This window comes from Sphingobacterium phlebotomi (assembly GCF_008180195.1).
In the GTDB taxonomy this organism is placed as follows: Bacteria; Bacteroidota; Bacteroidia; order Sphingobacteriales; family Sphingobacteriaceae; genus Sphingobacterium; species Sphingobacterium phlebotomi.
On sequence record NZ_VTAV01000001.1, the window covers coordinates 115,922 to 133,899 of the forward strand.

The following is a 17,978-nucleotide window of genomic DNA, read 5'->3' on the forward strand; positions in this document are numbered from 1 at the left end:
TTTTATAGGTTATAGTTTATTTCGGTCGTCTTCCATTTTCTAATACTGTCGGGCGTATTGTAGTTACGGAAATCTTTTGCATTCCCCGAAGCAGGAAGTTTTACCGCGCAAAGATTTTTTATAGCACGTTTTACGGAAAAGCCAGTCAGGTACCCATGTTGGTAATCGAGGAATAGTTTCTGTAGTCCGGAAGCGGTATAAATGGCACACAAGGGTTCGATCTGTTCATTTTTTGTATACAGATATACGTCAGCTCCCACAATCTGCCGACGAATGTCCAACAATCGTTGTAATAGTGGCGTTTCCATATCGATCATATCACAGGGTAGCACGAAGAGGTCTGCTTTGGGAAACAGTTGGTGAGCGCTCAACAAGCCGGCTAAAGGACCCTTTACATCGACTTGATCGATGATCAACGTTTCGGAAGAAAAAATGTGACGATAAGTGCTCTGCTGGAATGGATTAATAGAAAAATAGGTTTCCAGGTCCAGACTTTCTAACCTGTCGCTCATATGTCTAGCCCAGGTACAGCCATTCTTGCGTAACTGTCCTTTGTCGGTTCCCATACGGCTGCTTTTACCTCCGCATAGCACTAATCCTAACAATGTATGTGCTGTGTTTTCCATTGATAAATAGTAGATTTCCATGTCGTCCATTTACTTCTGTTGACAGGAGCAATGTCCTCCCCAGGCCCGCTCACCGTCCACGAAATGCTCACATTTCCATAGCGGAACATGATGTTTGATACGGTCGATGATATACTGATTGGCTGCGTAGGCTTCCTCACGATGGGCAGCAGCAGTAATGACTACCACTGCTGTTTCCATAACCGAAACTTTGCCCAACCGATGGACGACGATAGCAACTTGTAGCCCCCAACGTTGTTTTGCCTCATCCAGTAATGCCGCAATCATCTTGTTGGCCATCTGCTCGGCAGCCTCGTAAGAAAGGTGCGAGACTTCCTTTCCTTGGTGGTTATTCCGTACTTCGCCACTAAACAGCACGACTCCCCCTGCTGCTGGATGATGAGCCTGCTTCCAAAGTGCCATTACATCAATTTTTTCGGCGCTAAGATGTGTCATCACTAGCCTCCGCTACTAGGTGGAATGACTAAGATAAGATCGCCCTGACGAAGCTGGTAGTCCTCCTGCACAAACGTATCATCTACCGCAAACCGACATTGCTCCAATAATGTTGTGGCAAATGATTGCTGATCAATCAGGTAACGTCGTAAACGATTGATGTCTTCTGGGGTCTCTTGGACCTCCATAACGGAAGGAAAATAATCCTTCAATCCCGCAAAAAATTCCAAAGTAATCATATTTATCCTCCAATTGTTAACATACTTATTTCGCTTCCGGAAAATTGCATTTGTTTTTGCCCGAGTGCGGCATATAAACTCGTTTCCAATCCTTTCTGACTGCTGATCTCCCGAAGAGGTATAGGCGTATTACTACTTAAACAACCATAAATATTTCCCTGAGCGTCTAATCGCAGACGATTGCAGTCGGCACAAAAAGGATGGCTTTCATTGGCAATGATCCCGAAGCTATGGTCGCAAGCGGTGTTCCAGTACGTTGCGGTGTCTCCGTATTTCTTTGCCTGTTCGTCGATTGCATAGACACTACTTATTCTTTCCAGCATGGCTTGCCTCGAGAAAAACTTGCTGTCTGTATCGCCAAATAGATGGCCCATGGCCATCAATTCCAAAAAGCGTATTTTAATACCATGCCTAAAGGCAAAATCTAATAAAGGCAGGATCTCCTTATCGTTTTCACCGGCCATAATCACCGTGTTAATTTTTACCTCCAACCCTATTTTTTTGGCGGCTATTATTCCCTCGATCACCTGCTTTACACCCGCCCGTTTTGTGACCCTAAAGAAGGAAGTTTCGGATAATGCATCTAGCGAGACATTGATGGATCGAAGACCGGCTTCTTGGAGAGAAGTAACTTTTTTCGCCAGTAAAAAGCCGTTTGTCGTCATCTTAATATCATGGATACCCAGTTGCCGAATACCCGTTATTAATTTGGGGAGATCGGGATATAGCAGTGGCTCACCTCCTGTTAAACGGATTGTCTGTAGATGCAATACATCGTGCAAGCGACCTATGAGGTCAATGAGCTCATCGCTGGATAACACAACCGGCTTTGGTATGGCTGAGGTGATTCCATCTTCACATACACAATAGGTGCACGCAAAGTTGCATCTATCGAGCAGGCTCACGCGCAGGACTTTGAATGATCTTCCGATAGGGTCTGTCAATGTTTGCATTACATGAAAAATAATAGTTTACAACAAGCGATCAGGAGCACTACGCTCAGCAAGGTGCGTACAGTTGCCATAGGAAAACGCGCACTACCAAAATATGCACCCGTAAATCCTCCGGCAGCTGCCGCACAAAACCAGATGGCGAAGGATGTATCGATGTATATCGGGGTGGTATTACCTAATAAACCGCTGAAAGAATTTAACGTTATAAAAATAGCGGAGGTAGCTGCAGCCTCCTTGGCATTGGCCCAGCCCAATAAGATAAGCATCGGGCTTAAAAAGATACCGCCACCGATATTGAGCATACCCGATAGGAGGCCGATAATGGCGCCTATGAGTAATGCCAGCGGTATATTTACCGTTTTGCGTTCTGGGCGCTCTTTGGGTGTTATCCCCAGCAGCCGGATGATAGGCAATATTAGGGCAAGTCCAAGTAGTACAAAATAGACTTTCCCCTCAAGCGCATACCGTGCACCTAGGAATGCTGTTGGAATAGAGGTGATCAAAAATGGCCAACAGGTAAACCATCTGAAGTATCCGGCACGCCGAAACTGAAAGAATCCTGTGCCGGCAACGAGCATATTGAGCATTAATATAAGTGGTTTGTATTGCGCTACGGGAATGGAAAAGATGGAAAAGACAGCAATGTAGCCGCTGGCACCTCCGTGTCCAACCGAGGCATACAAAAAACCAACAACAAATAGGACGAATGCGATATAATAGAGTTCCATGTCAATGTTTTAAAGATGTGGTGTTGATTTGACAAATGCTATAAATTCTCTTTTGGGAGAACAGCATAGACCACAGGTATAATCTGCAGGTAGATCGTCGAAGGCGATACCTGGTTCTATTGACGCTAATACATCCCCATAAGCGGGATCATAAATACTGAGGCAATGTGGGCAGCGGAATAATGATTGCTGCGGGGTACTATGCGAAAACTCCGGTAAATCGGAGGGATGATGTTCAGGCTCCGGATTGCTGTTTTGTAATGTGGCATCGTAAAAGCAATCACAAAGTGTTTTTAGCGTGGCGGGTAACGATTTCTCTGTTACGCGTTGTTTATAGAGAACGAGGTTATAAGAGTTGGCCTTGAAATCTTGCGTGTGGAAAACATCGAAGTAAGGTTCACTGTTCCCATGGTTGATCTGTTTGATGATAATCGAACCCCAGATGCCACTGTTTGATCCAATCTTAATGCCAAAACAAAGTCGGTAAGTTCGAATATTCCAGCGATCAAAATACCTGACGATGGAACGCTTCAACTTTAGCGCTGGTTCGCACCAGTCTTCGATTTGCCAATTTAGCTCGTTGGAGGCGTGGCGCAAGTTAATACGGTGTTTGTCGAGAATGATATCCCATTCTTTACGATCTTGCTGTCGGATGTCTTTAATGATGAGAGACCGCCAGGGCGTCGTATATATCTGACCTACCCGAGATGTTTGGCAAACGTTGCAAACGTCCAGCAAAAAGGAAACGGTGTAACACTCGTCTGGCCGATAAATGCCTAGCCAATATTTATCGTCATATTGGTTAAAACCTTCATAATAGGGAAGACGGAAATCCGATTCCGTTAGCGGTTCTTGGACTTGTTGAAAATGAAACGCACCCGACGCTTTAATTTTTAATTCCAGATCCACACATACAGCAGCAATGTCGTCTTCTGCTATATCTTTGTTATCCATTATGGCGCTTTCCAGTTCCTTGCTGACGGCGGCAATATCCATGGAATAAATGAGTGATGACCAGCTTCTTACTTGATTTGTTTTGGGCCATCGGATATAGACATGCCAATAATTGCCTACTCCGGAGGATACAAAATTCAAATTACCGGTATAATAAGATACAAAAGACTGATTCGCATCTACAATGTTGATCTTTAGTTTGGGCGTAAATTCAAAGGACGCTAAAATATCTTTATAAATTCCCTCTCTCAACCAATGCGGTTGATTGTAAAGACCATCGGCCACATAAGAACTTACGATATTTGGATAGTGATTTTCATTTACTTCATACAGCAGTTCTTGATTAAAGAGCTGATATTCGATATCTTCCATTTGTGTTGGAGTGGCTGAAAAAAGCAGTTGTTGGCGTGTGCCGATCTTCACGGTTTTAACCTCTGCCGCATGCGCTGCTTCCAGTATGGCCTTGAAATCACCCACCGATACATAGCCTCCGGGTAGATTGATTTTCACGCGTTTCCATTCCTGTTGTATGTGCTTAGCCATTCGTGACCTCCATTTCTTCTTTTTCTGCTAAAAAATTATCCAAAATTGCCATCACCTGCGGACGGCATGAACCGCATCCTGTTCCGGCACCACTGGTTTCGCATAATGTTTTTAGCTCCGTGCATCCGGATTGGATGAGCTTTTGCAGGTTCCCTTCTCCGACTTGGCTACAACTGCAAATCAACTTACCGATAACCGGCTCTTTTGCACTGCCGCTACGCAACAATTGTAATCGTTTTTCACTAAGTTCTGTCTTGTTGGTGATCAGGTCTTTGAATTCTAGAAATTCATTCTTATCACCAATGAGTACAGCGCCTACTAAGCGATCTTGATGAATAATACATTTTTTATAATAGCGCTTTGCCTTGTCAATAAATAAAATCTCTTCATATTCCTCGTTCGGACAATCGACGATGCCAATACTACAAAGATCGAAGCCCTGTATTTTGATGATGTTCATAAAGACAGAACCTGGATATATACTGCCGATGTCGCCGTTATGATAACGGGCCACCACAGCGCTTTGCTGTTCAGCGGCAGCCGAAAAGCCGTACATTATCCCCTCAAATTCGGCAATTTCACCGATGGCGTAGATAGCTGGATCACTTGTTTGTAATCTATTGTTTACCACTACGCCACGCTGGCAGTACAATCCGGCGGCTTTTGCCAGCTCAATATTAGGCGTTGTACCGATAGCAACGATAACGGCATCGCATTTGATCTGTCGGCCACTCTTCAATTCCACCTTATTGACCTTGTTTCTGCCGTAATAGAGTTGTACCTCATCGTTATAAAAGACATCACAGCCTTGGTCAATCATCTCTTCATGGAGCAATTGACTACCAAGGACATCCAATTGCCGGTTCAAAAAGCGCGAAACACGCTGGACAACCGTAACCTGTACGTCCATCTCCCGCAAACTCGCCGCCATCTCCAAGCCCAACAATCCGCCCCCGATAATGACTACAGAAGCGTCCTTACGGAGGAATTTACGGAGATTATCGGCATCCGACCGATGTCTGATGCTGAATATCCCCGGTAGCGATGGAATATCTTTGGGCATTGCCGACCGACTGCCGGTGCCTAGAATCAAGGTGTCATAAGGTGTTTTTATTCCTCTTGAATCTTCGACGTATTTATGCTCGCGATCGATACGTGTCACGGTAACGCCTCTGATATGGTTAATGTTGTAGACATTCTTTTCTTCCTCATCCCGCATTTTGACGAGTTCCTCCCATTGTTGGTCGCCGCTTACATAATGTGGTAGCATGACCCGGTTGTAAAAGGGCAGGTTTTCATTGCTGATCACGGTTATCTCATCCCTTGTATTGATTTCCCGAAAAGCTTTGACGAAACCGAAAGCTCCGGCACCGGCGCCGACAATCACAATGCGCTCAAAGGGCTTCTCGTAAGGAACTACCTGAACGGCGCAGAATTTGAAATCCGGTTCTTTTGAAATGGGATCGAGCAGCGGGTTGGTGAGGTTATTTGCCCGATGTAAGTCCGTGTCACCGAGCTTTCCCCAGTGCATGGGTAAAAAGACACATCCCGGTTTTATGCTGGTGCTGAGGCTGGCCTTGACGCGTACATTACCGCGACGTGAGGTGATTTCGACCAGTTGTCCCTCCGTTACGCCGAGCCGTTCGGCATCCTCGCGATGGATTTCGAGCTGAGATTCGCTGATATGCTGTTTCAGCTTACTGACTTTGCCCGTCTTGGACATCGTATGCCATTGGTCTCGGATGCGTCCGGTGGTCAGAATAAAAGGAAAGGCCGCATCTGGTAATTCGCTACGCAGATCGGTATCCGGACTGTGGATAATGGCTTTCCGGGACGGTGTATAGAAGTCATGATCGGCAAATAAACGCGTTGTTCCTATTTTTCGCCGCTTATTGTAAGGCCATTGAATGGTTTTATGTTTGTCGATCTGTGTATAATCCAGACCTTCGATATGCAGATTTGTTCTGGCTGTGAGTCGCGTATGTTCTTTGTATATGGCTTCGGTGTTTGGATAATCAAAACCTGCAAAGCCCATTTTTTTGGCAAAACGACAAATAATTTCGGCGTCAGGAAGTGCTTCGCCCGGCGGGTCGATGATTTTGTGTAAATGACTGATCCGACGTTCGGAATTGGTCATCGTTCCTTCTTTTTCTGCCCAGGCAGCTGCGGGCAAAATGACATCGGCATAAGCTAAGGTTTGGGGCTTGTTACTGATCTCCTGCACCACGACAAATTTAGCCTTTTCCAAGGCCTGTTCTACTGTTCGCGTATCGGGTAGGCTTGTCAACGGGTTGGTACATAATATCCAGACGGCTTTCAGCTTGCCGTCGGCCAATGCTTTAAACATTTCGGTCGCTGTAAGCCCCGGTTTGTCGGATAGGGTAGTTCCTCCCCAAAAATCAGCCACTTCCCGCCGGTGCGCCTCGTTTTTCAGATCACGATGTGCGGGCAGCAAATTGGCCAGACCGCCGACCTCCCTGCCTCCCATAGCATTTGGCTGGCCCGTCAACGAGAAAGGTCCGGAGCCTGGTTTACCGATTTTTCCGGTAATCAAGTTTAGATTAATGAGAGACAGATTTTTATCCACACCTTTCACACTTTGGTTAAGCCCCATTGTCCACATGGTCAATAGGGTTTTCGATTCGCCGATATAGGTTGCGGCTTGACGGATTTCATATTCAGGTATACGGCAGATATGTGCCGCTTCCGTTGCGGTGCGCTCAAATACACGTGCTTTGTAATCTTCAAACCCCGCTGTATGGTGCGCTATAAAATGGTGATCAATATCATCCTGCTCAATCAGAAGCCTACCAATAGCATAATTCAAAACCATATCTGTACCCGGTTGGATTTGTAGATGTAGATCGGCAATAGCTGCCGAATCCGTTTTCCGGGGATCGACCACAATGATTTTTGTGTGTGGATGATTTGCTTTGTGTGCTTCTACCCGACGCCAGAGAATGGGATGGCACCAAGCGGGGTTAGCTCCTTCTACTAAAAAGCAATCGGAGAGCTCGATATCATCGTAGCAAATAGGCACGGAGTCCTCCCCAAGAGCCATTTTATAGGCAGCAACGGCACTACTCATGCATAGGCGTGAATTGGTGTCTATATTGTTGCTGCCTATAAAGCCTTTTATCAGTTTATTGATGACGTAATATTCTTCCGTGAGGCATTGACCAGATGCGTAAAAGGCGACCGCATCCGGACCGTATTTATCCATCATCGTACGGAATACAGCGGCTGTACGGGTGAGCGCATCTTCCCAGCTGACCCGTTGCATCGGCATATTGCGGTGATATCGCATTTGCGGATAAAGTAGACGGTCGGACTTATCGTTGACCGTGTACTGCAGATTCATGCCCTTGCTGCATAATTTCCCCCGGTTAACCGGATGTTCTCCGTCGCCTATTACCGTTACCGCATTGTGCTTATCTAGCTGAATTTTCACACCGCATCCGACACCGCAATAACAACAGGTACTTGTTACTTCTGTTTCTTTCATGTCTGACAAAAGGCAAATCAATTCCTATTTTATTGTTGAAAGTCGAGCTCTCCTGTTTCCATACTACGCTTGATTGCTGGCTTTGGCTGGAATCTAGTCAGTGCGACTAACAAACCGATGAGTACGACCCCTGCGCCGATATATTGAAAGGCATCCGTATAGGTCAGGTTTTCGGACTTGAACAGAAAACCAACCAACATGGCGCCAATGTTTCCGCCGGCACCTACGATACCGCTGACGACACCAATATTATCTTTGTTGATAAAAGGTACGATCCCATATGTACAGCCATTGGCCATCTTCAGAAACAAGGCGAAGATCAGCATGGAAACAACGGCAAAAACCAAAGTTCCTGAAGCAGCAAACAACGCGATACCCAGACCTTCCAAAACCAAAAGCAGCCCTAACAATGTCCCTTTTCCTTTTAGCCCGAATCGCTTGCCGACTTTGTCACTTACGATACCTCCCAGTGCACGGGCAAAAATATTCATGCCGCCGAATATACCGGCCATTGCACCTGCTACAATGATACTCGTGCCAAAACGGTCTATAAAAAATATGGCCGCCACATTATCTACGGTAATCTCAATGCCGAAGCAGGCGGCGTAAGCGAGTGTCAATACCCATACACGATAGTCTTGCAATGCTTCCACAAGTGATCCCTTGCTTTTTTTCTGATAAGCAGACACACCCTTTTTCTGTAAATCGCTAAAATTCCCTGCAGGTGCATCTGTCGTGTATCGGTAGTAAATAAAAGCCATGATCAGAAGGATGACGCCAGGAACAATCATGGCGAGTCTCCAGGAGTCCGCTTCGCTAACAAAACCCATAGCGGCAAAACCCGCAGCAATTAATGGCATAACCAAATTGGTAACGCCGCCGCCGAGATTTCCCCATCCACCAGTTACGGCATTGGCGGTGCCGACAATATTCGGCGCAAACATCATGGATGTATGAAATTGGGTGATGACAAAAGAAGCTCCAACAATTCCTATACAGAATCTGAATAGCAAAAAAGAGGCATAACTGTTGCTTAGGCCAATAAGCATGATTGGGATAGCACCCACAACTAATAAAATGGTATAAGTGAGGCGTGGACCCAGTGTGTCGCACAACTTGCCGATCAATAAGCGGGCAATAATGGTGGCGGAGACGGACGCTATAATGATATTGCCGACCTCACTCTTGGTCAAATTCAGCTGATCGCGAATCATGGGCATCAAAGGCGCGACACCAAACCATCCGAAGAAACAGAAAAAGAACGTTATCCAGGTGATATGGAATGTACGCATTTGAACACCTTTGAATGAAAAGATGTCGAGCTTTGAAAGGGGGGATTGATTCTGTTGCATCGTTAGTATGGTTTAAATAATATTAAAAAAAGGATGTAAAGAGAGTACCGGTATGCTGTCGTTTTCTGCAATTACATGTTTGTTATGGACATGCCAGCCGATACCGTCGCATCCGACAGTGGCTGTTATATCACCGGAGCCATGGTGAGGCTTCCAGGTGTATCCATATTCCCCAGCATGCCGAAAAACAGGAAAAAACTCATCGAGCGAAGATTTCTTACATCTGGGAATCATTAATGTCGACGTTTGGAAACGTTCGTTCGTAAATCCCAAACATCCGTGGAGATACTCCTCTACAAATAGTTTGAAGGTCATGAAACATGATAAGGGATTTCCGGGCAACGCAAATATAATCTTGCCTTCTGGTAAGCATCCGACCAAAATGGGTTTGCCGGGCTTAATGGAGACTTTATGAAATAGTACCTCTACGCCCAGTTCTCGTAAAATCTGGGGCACATGATCGGCATCGCCAGCAGAAACACCTCCGTTGATCAGGATGAGTTGCTGCTGCGTTGCTTGTTTCAGGGCCGCTGATAACGCTTTGGGTTCATCAGACACATGCTGACAAGACCGAATGGGCAATTGCCATTGTTCGCAAAGCGCGCGCAATAGATATTGATTACTGTTGCGGATTTGAAAGTGTTCTGGTTGCTGATCGATATCGACCACCTCATTGCCGGTGGTGACAATTCCTACAGTAGGCATCCTATAAACAGGAGCTTGGTGGGTGCCCAGCGCTGCCAATGTTCCGATCAGCGAGATATCACAAACCTGCGGTACGGTAACGGCCAGCTCGTTTTTCTTTAGATCTTCGCCTCGTTGTGCGAGGTGTTGTCCACGCGAGATAGATTCACCGAGAATAAGAGCCGTACCGTTTGGTGTAAAGGTAAGGTCCTCTTTCCTGATAATGGTGTCCGCGGGAACAGGGCAAGCGGCACCGGTCATGATCTTATAGCATTCGCCGGTTGCAATAGTTATAGGAGTTTCCATACCGGCAAAAATTGTTGTCCGAATACGGAATTCCCGGATGCCGTTATTCCAGTCGTCGATGCATATGGCTATTCCATCCATCGCTGCACGATGGAATGGAGGATAATCTCTATCCGCGAAGATGGGATGGGCCAGTATGCGATTTGATGCTTGGGTGAGAGGGATGCGTTCTGTGGGAAGTTGCTTTATCATGCTTCGAATCTTGTCCCGGGCTTCCAGATAGGTCAACATATCAATGCCCTCCTCCCATCATCATTTTCCGGGCGTGAAACAAAGCTGGCAAAATCGCCTCTAAACACTCCTTCACACCGTTGGTGCTTCCGGGTAACGTGACGACAAGTGAATTGCCGATTGTGCCTGCAACGGACCGACTCATCATAGCCAATGGTGTCCGTTGCTGCCCGTGTCCGCGCATAGCTTCTGCAATGCCATCTGCCCTTTTGTCTACTAATTCGGACACAGCTTCCACGGTAACATCCCGTGGTCCCAATCCAGTTCCGCCCGTTGTAAAAATAAAGTGTATGTCTCGATCAACCCAAGTTTTGATGGCTTGTTGGATGCGTGATTTCTCGTCCGCAACGATTTGGTAATCCAATACTTGTGCGCCGGTGGTCAGCAACATTTCTTCGATTTTTCGACCACTGTTATCCTGCCGCTGTCCGTTGGCGGTGGCATCTGAACAAACCAAAATAGCGCAGGTGGCAAGGGGTGCTAAAAAGCGATTATGATCCGATTTACCACCTGTTTTATTTGCTAGGCGAATATGGCCAATCTCCAATTGATTGTCGACAGGCTTCAACATATCGTAAAGCTCGAGTGCTGCTATGGATGCAGCAGTAAGCGTCTCCATCTCTATACCGGTACGACCTATCGACTTGGCAGATACTGTAATCAATATCCCGGCACGCAACTGCGGTTCGGTAAAAAAATCTGGATGGGAGCTGGGATAGATATATTCGAAATCGACCTGCATCGCGTCAATATTAACTGGGTGACAGTGAGGCAATAGTTGTGGGGTAGTCTTTGCCCCCAAGAATGCTGCTGCGCGAGCAACATCAAACAGGTTTCCTTTGGGAAGTTCATCCCGTTGGATTTTGACAGCTGTTAACTCGGTAATATAGATCACTGCATGAGCTAGAGCTGTGCGTAATGTATTGATTTTATGGCTTATATCTCGCATGTCTTCATTTCTGGGGTGGTCTCTGTTGGATCGGATTGCAAACTGGAAAAATTAATGACGCGTTTTTGAAGAGAAAGCACATCGAATAAAAGCAATTTACCCGTCAGTTTGTCTGGCAAATCCAATACTACTTTGATGGCCTCGTTTGCCATCAACATACCCGCTATCATACTGCCGATGACGTACGTGCCGGATACTTCACAAGGCATCCCTTCCGCAGCTGGCTGCAGGGTGAATACATCGTCTATGGCCAGGCGTTGCGCTTTATAGTTAAAAATGGTGATCTGCACTTCAGAACGAAAAATAGATCCGTAGATGACTGGTGTACCGAGCTGAATACCCGTATGGCCGATTAATAAGCGGGCAGGAAAGTTGTCCGTTGCATCGATGACGATGTCATATTCCGAAAATATCGAATGGATATTGGTTTCGTTTGCAAAAAATGGATATGCGATGAAGACGGTATCTTGATAACGTATCTTTAATTGGGTGATAGCAGCCGCAGTTTTCAATGTTCCGACTTGTGCTGGCGTATAGAGATATTGGCGCGCCAGATTTTTGAGCTCAACTTTATCGCCGTCTAGTATTCCAATATATCCGATACCGCTAGCGGCTAGTGCGGAAACCACAGGGCAGCCCAGACCACCTGCACCAACCACCAGAACGCGGGTACATTTTAATTTGTCGAGACCCTTCTTACCGATAACCGGCAGCTGAAGATGGTCACTAAAAAATCTGCTATGCATTTCACTCATTCAGTTATTTGTTGATCGCCATCTTATATTAGTTTTGTAATGCAATATATACGAACCCGTCTTCCACTTTTACTGGATAGGTTTTGATGGCGCATTCATCGCCAGAGAGACACTCGCCAGTGTCCAGTGCGAATGTTTTCTTGTGAAAAGGGCAGGCGATCTTGGGTTTGTCTCCTAACGATCCGATCATGCCGCGGCTCAGGATCATTTGCTTTTTATGGGGACATTCATTCTGTGTGGCGTACCATTCATTACGACGCTTGAAATAGAACAGCGCAACCTGCTGATCCTCTAATTTTAAACAGACACCTCCATTTTCAATGGTGTCTTCTACTCGACAAGCTAATTTCCATGAAGTGGTTGTTAACGTTTCCATAATGATATTGTGTTAAGTTTTATCTTTTATTGATTAATATGTTATTGGGGCATTCCAGTCAGCAGCTTTCTTTTGCCCGCGCATTTCTTCGAATTTTACCTTTTCATCTTTTTCGGATGGGGCGTTCACAAAATGAACAAACCGCTTGCGTATATCAGGGTTGTTAACCGCAACCTTCCATTCACATTGATAAGCGTCTACTAATGCCTGCATCTCTTTTTCCCAAGTTTCCGCCATTCCGAGGCTATCTTCCACAACAACATTCCGGAGATAATCGACGCCTCCTTCCATTTTATTTAACCAGGTGGCTGTACGTGTTAATGGATCGGCGGTGTGTATATAAAACATGAGGAACCGATCGAGATAGCGTATACAAGTTTCACTATCGATGTCACTCACCAAGAGATGCGCATGTTGAGGTTTGCTGCCGCCGTTTCCGCATACATACAAATTCCAACCTTTTTCCGTAGCAATGATTCCAAAATCCTTACTTTGAGCTTCGGCACATTCCCGGATACAACCGCTGACGGCCGATTTCAATTTGTGGGGAGATCGGATCCCACGATACCGTTCTTCGATCTGAATAGCAAAGGATACGCTATCGTGAAGACCAAAACGACACCACGTACTTCCTACACAGCTTTTTACCGTGCGTAAAGCTTTTCCGTAGGCATGTCCACTTTCAAAACCAGCTGCAATTAACTCTTCCCATATAAAAGGAAGGTCATTAAGGTGGGCTCCAAACATGTCGATGCGTTGTCCGCCTGTGATTTTGGTATAAAGCCCATATTTCTTAGCGACTTCTCCGATAACGATCAATTTTTCTGGTTGTATTTCTCCTCCCGGTACGCGGGGTACAACAGAATAGGTTCCACCGCGTTGTATATTGGCCAAAAAGCGATCATTGCTATCTTGAGCCACATCATTTCCCTTTCCCAGTATCATTTCGTTCCAAAGGCTGGCTAATAGCGAAGAAACTAGTGGTTTACAGACTTCACAACCGTGCCCTGTTCCAAGATTGTCCAGTACACTGTCGTAGGTTCTTAAATCATGAATCTTGATGAGATCAAATAGTTCTTGTCGACTAAAATTGAAATGTTCACATAGGGTATTGCGAATATATTTACCCTGTTTCTTCATGGTATATGCTACCAGGTCTTTGACCATAGGGACACAGCCACCACAACCAGATCCGGCTTTCGTGCATTTTTTGATATCATCGGCATGCTCACATCCTTGCTGACTTACCGCATCACATATTTGAGCCTTTGTAATGCCTTCGCAGCTACAGATCAAGGCTGTGTCGGGCAAAGCTTCCAGTCCTGTGCCGGCGGGTTTACTTTCACTTTGTTCTCCTAAAAGGAGTGTTTCAGGGTGTTCGGGTAGCGGCATATTGTTATTTACAGTCTGTAACAACATGTTGTAACTCGCTGCTTCACCCACCAAAATACCACCTAATAGCCTTTTGCCATCCGTACTGATATTGAGCCGTTTGTAAATACCTTTATTCTTGTCTTCCAGAAGAATGGTCCGAGCATGAGGCTCCGTGATAAATGGATCTCCAAAACTAGCCACATCGACGCCCATTAATTTTAGCTTTGTGCTCATGTCGAAACCAGCGAAAAGCTTCTGTTCGCCAGAAATAGTGGTTGCAGCGACCTCTGCCATTTCGTATCCAGGAGCTACCAAGCCATATATCATATCGTTATAAAGGGCGCATTCACCGATAGCGAAGGTGTGAGGGTCGGACGTACGCATGTTCTCATCGACTACGATTCCTCCGCGAGGTCCAATAGCTAGTCCCGCAGCTTTTGCTAACTCATCACGAGGTTTGATGCCTGCCGATATGATCAAGATATCGCTGTCCAATTGAGTGCCATCAGCGAATGCAAGCCCTGTTATTTTATTTTTGCCTAGTATTTGGGTTGTGGATTTTTGCAGAAAGCAGGTCAATCCAAGTGCCTGTAGTTTGTTTTGTAATATGCTGCTAGCCATGTCGTCAATTTGTCTGGGCATTAGTCGTGGAGCAAATTCCACAACAGCTGTTTTTTTTATGCCGAGATCTACTAGTGCTTTTGCAGCTTCCAGACCTAACAATCCACCGCCAATGACCGTGCCTTTATTTGCGGCCGAGGCATATGCTTTAATTTGGTCAAGGTCTTCGATAGTGCGATATAAAAATACCCCTTCTTTGTCGACGCCGGGAATTGAGGGGACGAAAGCAGCCGATCCGGTAGCTAGGATGAGGTAATCGTAATCTATCTGGATATTCTTTTTGGAATGGATACGTTTTTTTTCAATATCAATGTCTACAATAGGGTCATGGAGATATAAATCAATGTTATTTTCTTCGTACCACTCATTTTTTGACAAAAATAAATCATCTAGCGTCTTATTTCCGAAATAATCAGTGAGATGTACACGATCATAAGCCCTAATTGGTTCCTCACCGAACACTATTAACTTAAAATTGTTGCTTTTTGTTATTAATTTTTCGCAAAACTTATGGCTAACCATTCCGTTTCCGATTACGACAACTGTTTTTGTATTCATTTTTCAGATATTTAGAGGTAAAAAATGATTTTTCGTTATTTATTTTGCTAATTTATGTTTTTGATATCAATAAATGAAATATTTTCATGATATGTATCATATTATTTTCTATTTTTGATTGATTTGTAGTGAATTTTAATGATTTTTATATGGTAAATGGATTAAAAACTCTAAAAATAGTCGGTTCTGGTCCGGGTGATCCAGAATTATTGACGATAAAAGCGTATAAAAGCATAAAAAATGCCGAGGTAATACTGTATGATAACCTAATTAACGAAGAAATACTTCATATTGCTTCGGGAAAATGTTTAAAAATATATGTAGGAAAGCATCCGTACGGAAAATACATGCCACAGGAAGATATAAATACATTAATAGCTTATTATTGTGGGCGTTTTTCCAATGTGGTAAGGTTGAAAGGAGGCGATCCGTACATATTTGGTAGAGGATTCGAAGAGTGGTTTGTTGCAAAGGAGTTGGAGATGGAGGTAGAATATATTCCAGGGATCAGCAGTATGCAAGGTGTAGGATTGAGTGATATACCGCTGACACATCGTGGTGTTAGTGAAGGAGTGTGGGTCTTGACAGGTATGAAAAAAGACGGTGATATCGCAGCAGACCTTTCATTAGCGGTTCACTGTAGTTCTACAGTCGTTATATATATGGGTATGCGTAAATTGGCAGAAATCGCACGGATCTATCTGATGAATGGTGAGGGAGATCGTCCGGCAGCGATCATACAGCGGGCTTCCAGGGCAGATGAAAAGAAAGTGATATGTAAGGTTAAAGACCTGGTGAAGGCGAGTCAGCAAGCAGGGATGTCTCATCCTGCTATTATTGTTATCGGAGAAGTTGTCAATTTGCAGTATAATCTTTCTACTTTATTGCAGCGAGAAAGAAATATGGTGTAATTGTTTTGATAGTCGAGCGTACTATATTTGATTTTCTGCATGCTTTTTGATAGCATTAACATAGTTAAGGTTATAAACTAGAAAAGATATGAGGAAGATGCTGTTTGTGTGGCTAAGTATGCTGATTGGACTTCAGGCGATAGCGCAAAATAACCAAAATATAGCGGGGAAATGGAAAACTGTGGATGATGAAACGGGAGAGGCAAAATCCATTGTGGAAGTTTTCCAAAAAGCAGATGGTAAGTATTACGGAAAAATTAGTAAGCTTCTCATTAAGCCAGAGAACGATAAATGCATTCAATGTAAAGACGATCGAAAGAATCAACCCTTGTTAGGATTGGAAATTATCCGTGGGATAAGAAAAAATGGAGACGAGTTTTCCGGAGGCACTATCACAGATCCTAAAAATGGAAAGTCGTATAAATGCATCATAACGAGACAAGGAGATAAGCTTCTTGTACGAGGCTATATCGGTTTTTCTTTAATTGGAAGAACACAGACCTGGCAACTTGTAAATTGATATAGTCAAGAAAATATTCGGAAGGTTTGTTTTTCCACATTATTTCGTTTATTTTGGACGAAACAACGCGTCATGTCTGTTAATATGTCTTACCGTGAGAATGTTAAACTTGCCTTACAATCCATTGTAAGCAATAAGTTGCGTACCTTTCTCACAGCGCTTATCATTGCGATAGGCATCATGGCGCTTATTGGTGTGTTAACCTCGATAGATGCCATGCAGAGTTCGTTGACCAACTCTTTTTCGTCCATGGGATCAAATTCCTTCAACATACGTAATCGCGGGCTAAATGTTCAGATTGGAGCATCTGGAAGCCAGGCAAAAGTTTTTCCATCCATCACTTACCGGGATGCATCGGCGTTTAAGGAACGATTTGACTACAATGCCGTGGTTTCGCTTAGTGCAAATGTGACGGGCGGAGCGACTGCAAAGTACAAAGCAGAGAGAACTAATCCTAATATCAATGTGGTTGGTGGCGATAATCATTATCTACAAACCGCAGGTTATAAGCTTGCTGCCGGACGTGATTTTACAGAACAGGATGTGGATAATGCCAGTAGTGTTGCGATTATCGGAGAAGAGCTCAAGACTAAGTTGTTCAAAAACAATAAGAATCCGGTAGGCGAGTATATTACCATAGGCGGAGAACGGTTTACGGTGATTGGCGTTCTGGAAAGTAAAGGCTCCAGTGCGGGATTCGGATCCGATAAAACTTGTTTTATTCCTTTGTCGCGAGGAAGGGCGATGATGCATCAAGGAAACCCTTCCTATGTTATTACGGTCATGTCTACGGATCCTTATAAAATGGAAGGAGCAGAAGGGGAGGCCATTGCAACCTTCCGCAAAATCAGGGGATTGACGGCTAAACAAACCAACGACTTTGAGATTATCAAATCCGATGCGGTGGCACAGATGCTCATGCAGAATCTTGCCTACGTGACCTTGGGCGCCATTGTTATCGCTTTTATAACACTGGTTGGTGCTTCTATCGGTCTGATGAATATCATGTTGGTTTCTGTTACAGAGCGTACACGTGAAATCGGTGTGCGGAAGGCAATCGGAGCAACTCCTGCCGTTATTAGAAAGCAATTTTTAATGGAAGCTATTGTCATTTGCGTACTGGGAGGAATTGTAGGCATTGTCGTGGGTATTGCCATAGGCAACTTATTAGCGTTAGCTTTGGGAGCAGACTTTATTATTCCCTGGAAATGGACGGTTCTAGGCATGTCTGTTTGTGTCGGCGTCGGAATGCTCTCTGGCTATTATCCGGCTTCAAAGGCTTCCAAGCTAGACCCCGTGGAAGCTTTGAGGTATGAGTAATACCTCTATCTTAGCGT

The 17,978-nt window shown here is 44.8% G+C and carries 16 protein-coding genes; 3 read left to right on the forward strand and 13 right to left on the reverse strand.

All coding sequences use genetic code 11. From position 1 onward, the window contains the following. Positions 1-2: 2 nt before the first annotated feature. From mobA to nirB, 13 genes are read right to left on the reverse strand one after another with little or no spacing between them, the layout of a single operon-like run. Positions 3-626 (reverse strand): molybdenum cofactor guanylyltransferase, encoded by a 624-nt coding sequence (mobA, locus tag FXV77_RS00450; protein WP_222867673.1) that lies wholly within the window; start codon positions 624-626, stop codon positions 3-5. Positions 627-656: 30 nt separating this feature from the next. Then, positions 657-1,082, reverse strand: a complete 426-nt coding sequence (locus FXV77_RS00455; RefSeq protein WP_148917262.1) for a molybdenum cofactor biosynthesis protein MoaE — start codon at positions 1,080-1,082, stop codon at positions 657-659. A gap of 2 nt (positions 1,083-1,084) precedes the next feature. Further along, positions 1,085-1,321, reverse strand: a complete 237-nt coding sequence (locus tag FXV77_RS00460; RefSeq protein WP_093099114.1) for a MoaD/ThiS family protein — start codon at positions 1,319-1,321, stop codon at positions 1,085-1,087. Positions 1,322-1,323: 2 nt separating this feature from the next. Next, positions 1,324-2,274 (reverse strand): GTP 3',8-cyclase MoaA, encoded by a 951-nt coding sequence (gene moaA, locus FXV77_RS00465; RefSeq protein ID WP_148917263.1) that lies wholly within the window; start codon positions 2,272-2,274, stop codon positions 1,324-1,326. After that, a complete protein-coding gene (locus FXV77_RS00470) occupies positions 2,274-3,002 on the reverse strand; it encodes a sulfite exporter TauE/SafE family protein (protein ID WP_148917264.1) in 729 nt (242 codons plus the stop codon). Before FXV77_RS00470 ends, moaA begins: the two co-directional genes overlap by 1 nt. 9 nt (positions 3,003-3,011) lie before the next feature. Beyond that, positions 3,012-4,499 carry a rubredoxin gene (locus FXV77_RS00475; RefSeq protein ID WP_148917265.1) on the reverse strand — a complete coding sequence of 496 codons (1,488 nt, stop codon included), beginning with the start codon at positions 4,497-4,499 and terminating at the stop codon, positions 3,012-3,014. Further along, entirely contained in the window at positions 4,492-8,004 is a 3,513-nt protein-coding gene (locus FXV77_RS00480) for a nitrate reductase (protein WP_148917266.1), read from the reverse strand. The genes FXV77_RS00475 and FXV77_RS00480 overlap by 8 nt, the downstream gene beginning before the upstream one ends. A 29-nt stretch (positions 8,005-8,033) precedes the next feature. Continuing rightward, on the reverse strand, positions 8,034-9,356 hold the full coding sequence (locus tag FXV77_RS00485) for an MFS transporter (RefSeq protein ID WP_148917267.1): 1,323 nt from the start codon (positions 9,354-9,356) through the stop codon (positions 8,034-8,036). A 12-nt stretch (positions 9,357-9,368) separates the two neighbouring features. Beyond that, entirely contained in the window at positions 9,369-10,577 is a 1,209-nt protein-coding gene (locus FXV77_RS00490; RefSeq protein WP_148917268.1) for a molybdopterin molybdotransferase MoeA, read from the reverse strand. A gap of 1 nt (position 10,578) precedes the next feature. Further along, on the reverse strand, positions 10,579-11,526 hold the full coding sequence (gene moaCB / locus FXV77_RS00495) for a bifunctional molybdenum cofactor biosynthesis protein MoaC/MoaB (RefSeq protein WP_148917269.1): 948 nt from the start codon (positions 11,524-11,526) through the stop codon (positions 10,579-10,581). Continuing rightward, the gene (locus FXV77_RS00500; RefSeq protein ID WP_148917270.1) at positions 11,514-12,281 is read right to left on the reverse strand and encodes a HesA/MoeB/ThiF family protein; all 768 of its coding nucleotides are present in this window, start codon (positions 12,279-12,281) and stop codon (positions 11,514-11,516) included. The genes moaCB and FXV77_RS00500 overlap by 13 nt, the downstream gene beginning before the upstream one ends. A gap of 28 nt (positions 12,282-12,309) precedes the next feature. Continuing rightward, positions 12,310-12,657, reverse strand: a complete 348-nt coding sequence (gene nirD, locus FXV77_RS00505) for a nitrite reductase small subunit NirD (protein WP_148917271.1) — start codon at positions 12,655-12,657, stop codon at positions 12,310-12,312. Between the two features lie 33 nt (positions 12,658-12,690). Next, positions 12,691-15,210: a nitrite reductase large subunit NirB gene (gene nirB / locus FXV77_RS00510; protein WP_148917272.1), complete on the reverse strand. Its 2,520-nt coding sequence runs from the start codon at positions 15,208-15,210 to the stop codon at positions 12,691-12,693. A gap of 149 nt (positions 15,211-15,359) precedes the next feature. Between nirB and cobA the strand changes: the two genes are divergently transcribed. The 3 genes from cobA to FXV77_RS00525 all read left to right on the forward strand — a co-directional run bounded on the left by cobA (position 15,360) and on the right by FXV77_RS00525 (position 17,961). Next, a complete protein-coding gene (gene cobA, locus FXV77_RS00515; protein WP_148917273.1) occupies positions 15,360-16,121 on the forward strand; it encodes a uroporphyrinogen-III C-methyltransferase in 762 nt (253 codons plus the stop codon). An 88-nt stretch (positions 16,122-16,209) separates the two neighbouring features. Then, on the forward strand, positions 16,210-16,641 hold the full coding sequence (locus FXV77_RS00520) for a DUF2147 domain-containing protein (protein ID WP_148917274.1): 432 nt from the start codon (positions 16,210-16,212) through the stop codon (positions 16,639-16,641). A 72-nt stretch (positions 16,642-16,713) separates the two neighbouring features. Next, on the forward strand, positions 16,714-17,961 hold the full coding sequence (locus FXV77_RS00525; RefSeq protein WP_148917275.1) for an ABC transporter permease: 1,248 nt from the start codon (positions 16,714-16,716) through the stop codon (positions 17,959-17,961). Positions 17,962-17,978 lie beyond the last annotated feature (17 nt).

Coding starts and splice junctions, on each gene's coding strand:
- mobA (WP_222867673.1), bottom strand. CDS start 626: ATGGAAAACACAGCACATACATTGTTAGGATTAGTGCTATGCGGAGGT.
- FXV77_RS00455 (WP_148917262.1), bottom strand. CDS start 1,082: ATGACACATCTTAGCGCCGAAAAAATTGATGTAATGGCACTTTGGAAG.
- FXV77_RS00460 (WP_093099114.1), bottom strand. CDS start 1,321: ATGATTACTTTGGAATTTTTTGCGGGATTGAAGGATTATTTTCCTTCC.
- moaA (WP_148917263.1), bottom strand. CDS start 2,274: ATGCAAACATTGACAGACCCTATCGGAAGATCATTCAAAGTCCTGCGC.
- FXV77_RS00470 (WP_148917264.1), bottom strand. CDS start 3,002: ATGGAACTCTATTATATCGCATTCGTCCTATTTGTTGTTGGTTTTTTG.
- FXV77_RS00475 (WP_148917265.1), bottom strand. CDS start 4,499: ATGGCTAAGCACATACAACAGGAATGGAAACGCGTGAAAATCAATCTA.
- FXV77_RS00480 (WP_148917266.1), bottom strand. CDS start 8,004: ATGAAAGAAACAGAAGTAACAAGTACCTGTTGTTATTGCGGTGTCGGA.
- FXV77_RS00485 (WP_148917267.1), bottom strand. CDS start 9,356: ATGCAACAGAATCAATCCCCCCTTTCAAAGCTCGACATCTTTTCATTC.
- FXV77_RS00490 (WP_148917268.1), bottom strand. CDS start 10,577: ATGTTGACCTATCTGGAAGCCCGGGACAAGATTCGAAGCATGATAAAG.
- moaCB (WP_148917269.1), bottom strand. CDS start 11,526: ATGCGAGATATAAGCCATAAAATCAATACATTACGCACAGCTCTAGCT.
- FXV77_RS00500 (WP_148917270.1), bottom strand. CDS start 12,281: ATGAGTGAAATGCATAGCAGATTTTTTAGTGACCATCTTCAGCTGCCG.
- nirD (WP_148917271.1), bottom strand. CDS start 12,657: ATGGAAACGTTAACAACCACTTCATGGAAATTAGCTTGTCGAGTAGAA.
- nirB (WP_148917272.1), bottom strand. CDS start 15,210: ATGAATACAAAAACAGTTGTCGTAATCGGAAACGGAATGGTTAGCCAT.
- cobA (WP_148917273.1), top strand. CDS start 15,360: ATGGTAAATGGATTAAAAACTCTAAAAATAGTCGGTTCTGGTCCGGGT.
- FXV77_RS00520 (WP_148917274.1), top strand. CDS start 16,210: ATGAGGAAGATGCTGTTTGTGTGGCTAAGTATGCTGATTGGACTTCAG.
- FXV77_RS00525 (WP_148917275.1), top strand. CDS start 16,714: ATGTCTGTTAATATGTCTTACCGTGAGAATGTTAAACTTGCCTTACAA.